The organism is Bradyrhizobium sp. (assembly GCF_035273305.1).
Taxonomy (GTDB): Bacteria; Pseudomonadota; Alphaproteobacteria; order Rhizobiales; family Xanthobacteraceae; genus Bradyrhizobium.
This window is the reverse complement of sequence record NZ_DATEPI010000145.1, coordinates 1-6,794: the sequence shown is the minus strand read 5'-3', so window position 1 is coordinate 6,794 and position 6,794 is coordinate 1. Positions and strand designations below refer to the sequence as shown.

Here is a 6,794-nt window from a genome sequence, read left to right as displayed (position 1 = left end):
CACGCCCTCTGATGTTCAGAAGGCTTCATGACTTGCAAAACTCGCGCGCATCGCGCGGCGAGATCGCGGAGGTGTGGTGTGAATTACCGCGCCCCATAACGACATCGGTGGTTTTCATCCCTCCCACTCGTGGGGAGGGAGAGCAGATCGTGAGCGGAGCGAACGATGTGCAGGGTGGGGTGCTATCGTGTGTATGACGCAACCCCCACCCGGCGCTTCGCGCCACCCCAGAGCGAGCTTTGCTCGTCTCGACCCCATAAAAGAAGGGAGGGATAAGAAAGGGCGAGCTTCGCTCGCCACAATGAAAGGAAAGGAAGAAATGCGCGGGCGAGCGGGATCGGAAGCCCTTGGCGAGACGGCTCGCAAACCCGTGTGCCCACCATATCTTGCATAAATATCAGCCTCGTACCGCAAGTGCTTGGCCGCCGCCCCCCAATATGGTATCCCGCCAACGCCGCTTTCGATTGCCACACCAGACCGGCCGCAATGTCTCTAACAGGCTGCGGCGGTGGAGATATTTCGCCGATGAGCTCTTCTGCCAGCAGCGCCAAGACCGCTTCCGCACCCGACTCGTTCTTCTCGGCCCGGCTTGAGCAGGCCGACCCCGATATTGCCGCGGCGATCAGGGGCGAACTTGGCCGCCAGCGCCATGAAATCGAGCTGATCGCCTCGGAAAACATCGTCAGCCGTGCGGTGCTGGAGGCACAGGGCTCGGTGCTGACCAACAAATATGCCGAGGGCTACCCTGGTAACCGCTATTATGGCGGCTGCGAATGGGTCGATGTGGTGGAATCGCTCGCGATCGAGCGCGCCAAAAAACTGTTCGGCGCCGGCTTTGCGAACGTGCAGCCCAATTCAGGCAGTCAGATGAACCAGGCCGTGTTTCTGGCGCTGCTGCAGCCCGGTGACACCTTCATGGGCCTCGATCTCGCCGCCGGCGGACATCTCACCCACGGCTCGCCGGTCAATATGTCAGGCAAATGGTTCAAGGCCTCGCATTACACAGTGCGGCGAGAGGATCAGCTCATCGACATGGACGCGGTTGCCCGTCAGGCCGAGCAGGTGAAGCCCAAATTAATCATCGCCGGAGGATCGGCCTATTCGCGGCCATGGGACTTCAAGCGTTTCCGCGAGATCGCCGACAGCATTGGCGCTTATCTGCTGGTCGACATGGCGCATTTCGCAGGGCTTGTCGCCGGTGGCGTGCATGCGTCTCCGGTGCCGCATGCCCATGTCACCACCACCACCACGCACAAATCCCTGCGTGGCCCGCGCGGCGGCTTGATCCTGTGCAACGACGAGGCGTTGGCCAAGAAGCTGAACTCGGCGATTTTCCCTGGACTGCAAGGCGGGCCACTGATGCATGTGATCGCCGCGAAGGCAGTGGCGTTCGCCGAGGCGCTCCGCCCGGATTTTAAACTCTACGCCAGGAACGTGGTCGAGAACGCCAGAGCGCTGGCGGAGGCGCTGCGCGCGCACGGCTTCGATATCGTCTCGGGGGGCACGGATAACCATCTGATGCTGGTCGATCTCCGGCCGAAGGGCTTGAAAGGCAACGTTTCAGAAAAGGCCTTGGTGCGCGCGGCAATCACCTGCAACAAAAACGGCATCCCCTTTGATCCGGAAAAGCCGTTCGTCACCTCCGGACTTCGACTGGGTACCCCGGCGGCGACCACGCGCGGCTTTGGCGTCGCCGAATTCAAGCAGGTTGCCGGCATGATCGCCGAAGTACTGAACGCGATTGCGCAGTCGAACGAGGGCAAGGCGCCGCTGGTAGAAACCGCCATCAAGGAACGGGTGAAGGCGCTCACCGATCGCTTCCCGATTTATCAATAGGATCCAAACCGGATGCGTTGCCCAAGCTGCAACAGTCTCGACACCCAGGTAAAGGACTCGCGTCCGACCGAGGATTCGGCCGTGATCCGGCGGCGGCGGGTGTGCATCGCCTGCAATTTCCGCTTCACTACCTTCGAGCGCGTGCAGCTTCGCGAACTCACGGTCATCAAGCGCAACGGGCGAAGGGTGCCGTTTGATCGCGACAAGCTGGTGCGCTCGTTGCAAATCTCGCTCCGCAAACGCCCGGTGGATCCGGAGCGGGTCGAAAAAATGGTTTCTGCGATCGTGCGCGAACTGGAAAGCGGTGGCGAAGCCGAGATTTCGTCGGAAGCAATTGGTGAGATCGTAATGGAGCACCTGCGGCAGCTCGACGACGTCGCCTATGTCCGCTTTGCCTCGGTCTATCGCAATTTCCGTGAAGCCAAAGATTTTGAAGCCGTGCTGGGTGAACTCTCCGGCGATGACGACGCGCGGCTCGCCCTGTTACGCAAATGATCTTCCGCATTCTGGAAGACCAGTTCGCGCAAAAATCAAAGGAATCCAAAGTCGCCGACCGGCGGTTCATGCAGCTCGCGCTGACGCTGGGCCGGCGTGGGCTCGGGCGGAGCTGGCCTAATCCTGCTGTCGGCGCGGTCATCGTCAAGGATGGTGTGATTGTCGGCCGCGGCTGGACTCAAGCCAGCGGCCGCCCTCACGCCGAGACGGAAGCGATCGCGCGCGCTGGCGCCGCCGCCCGTGACGCGACGCTCTATGTCACGCTGGAGCCGTGCTCGCATTTCGGCAGGACGCCGCCCTGCGCGGACGCCATTGTCGCGGCCGGCATTACCCGCGTGGTATCGGCGATCGAAGATCCGAACCCGGAAGTGGCCGGACGAGGCCATGCACGCTTGCGCGCTGCGGGAATCACTGTCGATATCGGACTCGGCGCGGCAGAAGCGGCGCGCGATCACGCCGGTCACTTCAGGCGGTTCCGGGACAAGCGACCGCACGTCATCCTGAAACTTGCGGTTTCCTCCGATGACAAGATTGCCGGTGCCGGCCGCAAGCCAGTAGCCATTACCGGCGAAGCCGCAAAGGCGAGGGTGCATTTATTGCGCGCGCAATGCGACGCCGTCCTGGTCGGCATCGGCACGGTACAGGCTGACGATCCACTGCTGACCTGCCGGCTGCCGGGCATGGAGGCGGAATCACCGGTGCGGGTGGTGCTTGACCGGAACTTGCGGATCTCGGGCACCAGCCGGTTGGTTCGCTCCGCGCGCGAAACACCGGTGTGGGTGATGGCTTCGACACTAGCGGAAGCGCCGGCGGCGACCAAACTTGGCGCCGCAGGCGCGCAAATAATCCGGGTCCGAACCAGTGCGACAACTTCGCGGCTCGACCTTGGGGCCGTGCTGAACGTGCTGGCGGAGAAGGGCATCACGCGGCTTCTGGTGGAAGGCGGCGCACGTGTCGCGTCCTCCTTTGTCGCCGCAGGAGATGTCGATGAACTCTGGCTGCTGCGCGGGCGCAAGGCGATCGGTGGCGATGGCCTCGCGGCGCTGGATGCAACGCCGCTCTCTGCTCTCACGGGGTCGCCGGCTCTCATTCAGCGTGCTAGCGAAGCCCTGCAAGATGATACTTTGACCATCTACGAGCGCGCCTGAATGTTTACCGGCATTGTCACCGACATTGGCGAGATCGTCAGCCTGACGCCGACGGCACAGGGCCAACTGCATCGACTGCGCATCGCATGCAATTACGACCGCTCCGGCATAGCGGACGGTGCTTCGATCGCCTGCAACGGTGTGTGCCTGACGGTGGTCGCATCGGGGATCAATCACGGCCGGAGCTGGTTCGAGGTCGATGCAGCCGCCGAAACGCTCGGCATGACCACTGCCAAGAATTGGGCCGTGGGAACGAAACTCAACCTCGAGCGGGCGCTGAAAATCGGCGATGAACTCGGCGGCCATATCGTCGCGGGCCATGCCGATGGAGTCGCTTCGATCATTAAACGTGACGATCTGCCGGATATGGCGCGATTTGAACTGCGTACCGCCCGCGAACTGGCGCGATTCATCGCTGCAAAGGGGTCGGTTACGCTCGATGGCGTGTCGCTGACGGTGAATGCCGTCGACGACCTGATGTTTTCGGTGTTGATTATCCCGCATACCCTGAAGGTCACTACGCTTGGCGGCTGGCGCGCGCGCGATGAGGTCAACCTCGAAGTCGACCTGATGGCCCGCTACGCCGCGCGGCTTGCGGAAATGAAATAGGCGCGGCCCTTGGCTTTGCACCCTGCTGCGCCTAAAACGCGCACGAATAGATGAAGAGCGACGGAAGTACGATGGCAGACGCGCGGCGCGCAGAATCGAAGGATCAAACCGATGTATCCGGCGCACGCGCGCTGATCGTCGAGGCGCGCTTCTATGACGACATCCAGGATGAGCTGCTGGAAGGTGCGATTGCCGAGTTGAAGGCCGCGGGTGTCAGCCATGACGTGATCACGGTCCCTGGCGCGCTGGAAATTCCCGCCGCGATCGCTATTGCGCTCGATGCCGCCGCAAGTACCGGCAAGCCCTATGATGCCGCCATTGCGCTCGGCTGCGTGATACGGGGCGACACCATCCATTTCGAAATCGTCTCAATTGAATCCTCGCGGGCATTGATGGATCTCGCAGTGGCGAGGCGGTTTCCGGTCGGCAACGGCATCATCACCGTCAATACCGAGGCCCAAGCGTGGACGCGCGCGCGAGCGCACGAACTCAATAAGGGCGGGGACGCCGCCCGCGCGGCGCTTGCCATGCTCCGGATCAACCGGCGCTTGACGCGGATCTGATTGAAGATGGCAGAGATCAAGAACACAGCGCCCCACAAGCCCGCCAGGAGCCTGGAAAAGGCGAAGGACCGGAAGGCCAACCGGCGCGGCGCGGCGCGGCTTGCCGCCGTGCAGGCGCTCTATCAAATGGACATCGCGGGCGCGGGCATTAACGATATCTTCGCCGAGTTCGAGAGCCATTGGCTTGGAAGCGAGGTCGAAGGCGACAAATACTTGCCCGCGGAAGCCGCGTTCTTCAGAGATGTGGTCTCCGGTGTGGTGCGCGATCAGGCGAAGCTCGATCCGCTGATCGATGAAGCCTTGTCAAAGGGTTGGCCGCTGAAGCGGATTGACGCCATCCTGCGGGCGGTGCTGCGCGCCGGCTCGTACGAACTCGAGCACCGCAAGGATGTGCCCGGCCGAGTCGTCGTGTCCGAATATGTCGATGTCGCACATGCCTTTGTCGAATCCGAGGAGACCGGGATGGTGAACGCGGTTCTCGACCAGATCGCCCGGCAGTTTCGTGCCGACGAGTTTTCGAGAACGGGCCGCTGACGTGGCTGCTCCCGGTGCAGATGCATCCGGTGAAGATGCGCTGATCGCGCGCTACTTCCGTCCCCTCGCGACCGACTTAGGAGCATTCAATCTCCTCGACGATGCTGCCATCCTGAAGGCGACCGGCGAGGACCTGGTCGTGACGACCGACGCGATGGTGGAGGGCGTGCATTTTCTTGCTGATGATCCGCCGGAGACGATCGGGCGCAAGGCATTACGGGTGAACCTTTCCGATCTCGCCTCCAAGGGCGCGACCCCGGCGGGTTTTGTCCTGACGCTGGCGCTAGGCGCCGCCGAGGAGGCGTGGCTCGCGCCGTTTGCCCGCGGGCTCGGTGAGGATGCGGAGCGGTTCGGCTGTCCTCTGCTCGGAGGCGATACGGTCTCCACCCCGGGTCCGCTGATGATTTCGATCACGGCGTTCGGGCGGGTTGCAGCCGGCAGGATCGTCCATCGCAGCGGCGCCAAACCTGGTGACCGCGTGGTGGTGACCGGAACGATTGGCGACGCCATGGTTGGCCTGGATATTCTCAAGGGCCGCTCGGCTGCCACCGCTATGGCCGACGATGCCTCCGCGCGCGAAATGCTGATCGCACGCTACCGCCTGCCGCAACCACGCAACGTGCTAGCGCAAGCGGTTCGCGATCATGCCGGCGCGGCTATGGATGTTTCGGACGGGCTCGCGGGCGATCTCGGCAAGCTCTGCGCTGCATCTGGCGTATCCGCTGTGGTCGACCTGCCCAGCATTCCCTTGTCGAGGCCGGTCGCAACCCTGCTCGCGCGGGGTGCGGTGCGCATCGAGGCGCTCGTTTCCGGCGGCGACGATTATGAGATCTTGTGCACGATCCCGGAGAATCAGTTCGAGGCGTTTGCGGGCGAGGCGGGTTCTGCGGGGGTAGCGGTGGCCTCGATCGGGACGATTGTCGCGGGGACGCACGCTCCAAAGTTTCTGGACGCGGACGGAACGGAGATGTCGCTTTCACGACGCTCTTACAGCCATTTCTAGAGCTATGGCGAAAGCGGCGCGCAAATACCTTGCACAAATCGACTGTTTGGGGCGTTCGCGGCGTTGCGCCCGGCAAGTGATTTTGGCATGGTCCCGCCGATTTAAGGCCGCCTTGTCGGGGCAGGGAAGGCCTTCTTTTTATGCGCCCGCCGCATCCGCGGAACGGGCGTGGGGTAAGACCAGAATCTGAGGCAAAATTCAATGACAGCATTATGGGCAATTGTGCTCTGCGGAGCGCTTTCCATCGTTTACGCCATCTGGGCCACGACATCGGTTTTGAAATCGGATGCCGGCAACCCGCGGATGCAGGAAATTGCGGCGGCCGTGCGCGAGGGCGCGCAAGCGTATCTCAAGCGTCAGTACATGACGATCGGGCTGGTCGGCATCGTAATTTTCGCGCTGCTCGCCTACTTCCTGGGCGCACTCGTCGCGGTCGGCTTCCTGATTGGCGCGGTGCTGTCCGGGGCGGCGGGGTTCATCGGCATGAACGTCTCGGTACGCGCGAACGTCCGCACCGCGCAGGCGGCTACGACCTCGCTTGCAGGCGGTCTTGAACTGGCGTTCAAGGCTGGTGCGATCACCGGGCTTCTGGTCGCCGGCCTCGCA

Annotated in this window: 8 protein-coding genes; all 8 read left to right on the top strand. The window is 62.8% G+C overall.

The genetic code is table 11. The annotated features are described in order from the left end of the window. Nucleotides 1–525: 525 nt before the first annotated feature. Nucleotides 526–1,836: a serine hydroxymethyltransferase gene (gene glyA / locus VJV58_RS09790; RefSeq protein WP_324137140.1), complete on the top strand. Its 1,311-nt coding sequence runs from the start codon at nucleotides 526–528 to the stop codon at nucleotides 1,834–1,836. Between the two features lie 12 nt (nucleotides 1,837–1,848). Next, nucleotides 1,849–2,331, top strand: coding sequence for a transcriptional regulator NrdR (nrdR, locus tag VJV58_RS09785; protein ID WP_213741056.1), 483 nt, complete (start codon nucleotides 1,849–1,851; stop codon nucleotides 2,329–2,331). Next, the gene (gene ribD / locus VJV58_RS09780; RefSeq protein WP_324137139.1) at nucleotides 2,328–3,479 is read left to right on the top strand and encodes a bifunctional diaminohydroxyphosphoribosylaminopyrimidine deaminase/5-amino-6-(5-phosphoribosylamino)uracil reductase RibD; all 1,152 of its coding nucleotides are present in this window, start codon (nucleotides 2,328–2,330) and stop codon (nucleotides 3,477–3,479) included. The genes nrdR and ribD overlap by 4 nt, the downstream gene beginning before the upstream one ends. Then, nucleotides 3,480–4,088 (top strand): riboflavin synthase, encoded by a 609-nt coding sequence (locus tag VJV58_RS09775; protein ID WP_324137137.1) that lies wholly within the window; start codon nucleotides 3,480–3,482, stop codon nucleotides 4,086–4,088. It abuts the gene before it with no gap. 71 nt (nucleotides 4,089–4,159) lie between these two features. Beyond that, a complete protein-coding gene (gene ribH, locus VJV58_RS09770; protein WP_324137136.1) occupies nucleotides 4,160–4,651 on the top strand; it encodes a 6,7-dimethyl-8-ribityllumazine synthase in 492 nt (163 codons plus the stop codon). Nucleotides 4,652–4,657: 6 nt separating this feature from the next. After that, nucleotides 4,658–5,185: a transcription antitermination factor NusB gene (gene nusB, locus VJV58_RS09765; protein ID WP_324137135.1), complete on the top strand. Its 528-nt coding sequence runs from the start codon at nucleotides 4,658–4,660 to the stop codon at nucleotides 5,183–5,185. 1 nt (nucleotide 5,186) lies between these two features. Continuing rightward, nucleotides 5,187–6,188, top strand: coding sequence for a thiamine-phosphate kinase (thiL, locus tag VJV58_RS09760; RefSeq protein WP_324137134.1), 1,002 nt, complete (start codon nucleotides 5,187–5,189; stop codon nucleotides 6,186–6,188). 201 nt (nucleotides 6,189–6,389) lie between these two features. Then, nucleotides 6,390–6,794, top strand: a 405-nt coding sequence (locus VJV58_RS09755) for a sodium/proton-translocating pyrophosphatase (RefSeq protein ID WP_324137133.1), incomplete at its 3' end; no start/stop codon positions are given.

Coding starts and splice junctions, on each gene's coding strand:
- ribH (WP_324137136.1), top strand. CDS start 4,160: ATGGCAGACGCGCGGCGCGCAGAATCGAAGGATCAAACCGATGTATCC.
- nrdR (WP_213741056.1), top strand. CDS start 1,849: ATGCGTTGCCCAAGCTGCAACAGTCTCGACACCCAGGTAAAGGACTCG.
- nusB (WP_324137135.1), top strand. CDS start 4,658: ATGGCAGAGATCAAGAACACAGCGCCCCACAAGCCCGCCAGGAGCCTG.
- ribD (WP_324137139.1), top strand. CDS start 2,328: ATGATCTTCCGCATTCTGGAAGACCAGTTCGCGCAAAAATCAAAGGAA.
- glyA (WP_324137140.1), top strand. CDS start 526: ATGAGCTCTTCTGCCAGCAGCGCCAAGACCGCTTCCGCACCCGACTCG.
- VJV58_RS09775 (WP_324137137.1), top strand. CDS start 3,480: ATGTTTACCGGCATTGTCACCGACATTGGCGAGATCGTCAGCCTGACG.